Origin of the sequence: Bacillus cereus group sp. BfR-BA-01524 (assembly GCF_022662595.1) — a bacterium.
GTDB lineage: Bacteria > Bacillota > Bacilli > Bacillales > Bacillaceae_G > Bacillus_A > Bacillus_A thuringiensis_S.
In genome coordinates, this window is the sequence record NZ_JAKUDW010000287.1 from 1 (window position 1) to 468 (window position 468).

Consider the following 468-nt stretch of genomic DNA (forward strand, 5'->3'; position numbering starts at 1 on the left):
CTTCATGATTTAAAACATCTTCTTTATAAAACTTAAATTGTTTTCCTGTTATTTCTTTCACTCGATTTATAGATTCTACCGAGCTATTCGAAAGGTTATCCACTACTATAACTTCGTAACCGCTATTTAGTAATTCTACACATGTATGACTACCAATATATCCTGCTCCACCTGTTACAAGTATTGCCATAATTATAGTCCTCCATATTTCATTCATTATAAACTTCTCAAAGTATATCACATATTTCTTATCCTATGTTTAACATGCGAACACAGAAACTTACATTTTATCCCATAATAATTTTATAACATATACGATTCTAATCAGGTAATAAAAAAAACGCCACATAATTTTTATTGAAGTGAACCCTGAAAACGGGACACCTATCAAAACACCTAAACCACTTGTTCCCTAAATTCTTTAGGGGATAGGTGGTTTAATTTTTCTTGAATTCGCACACAATTGTA

2 protein-coding genes are annotated in these 468 nt (G+C 30.8%); both read right to left on the reverse strand.

Annotated elements, in window-relative coordinates; genetic code table 11:
- Nucleotides 1-190, reverse strand: a 190-nt coding sequence (locus MR170_RS31095) for an SDR family NAD(P)-dependent oxidoreductase (protein WP_242310679.1), incomplete at its 3' end; no start/stop codon positions are given.
- Nucleotides 191-396: 206 nt separating this feature from the next.
- Nucleotides 397-468 (reverse strand): IS3 family transposase (locus MR170_RS32575; RefSeq protein WP_326245104.1); only part of this gene is annotated, 72 nt, incomplete at its 5' end.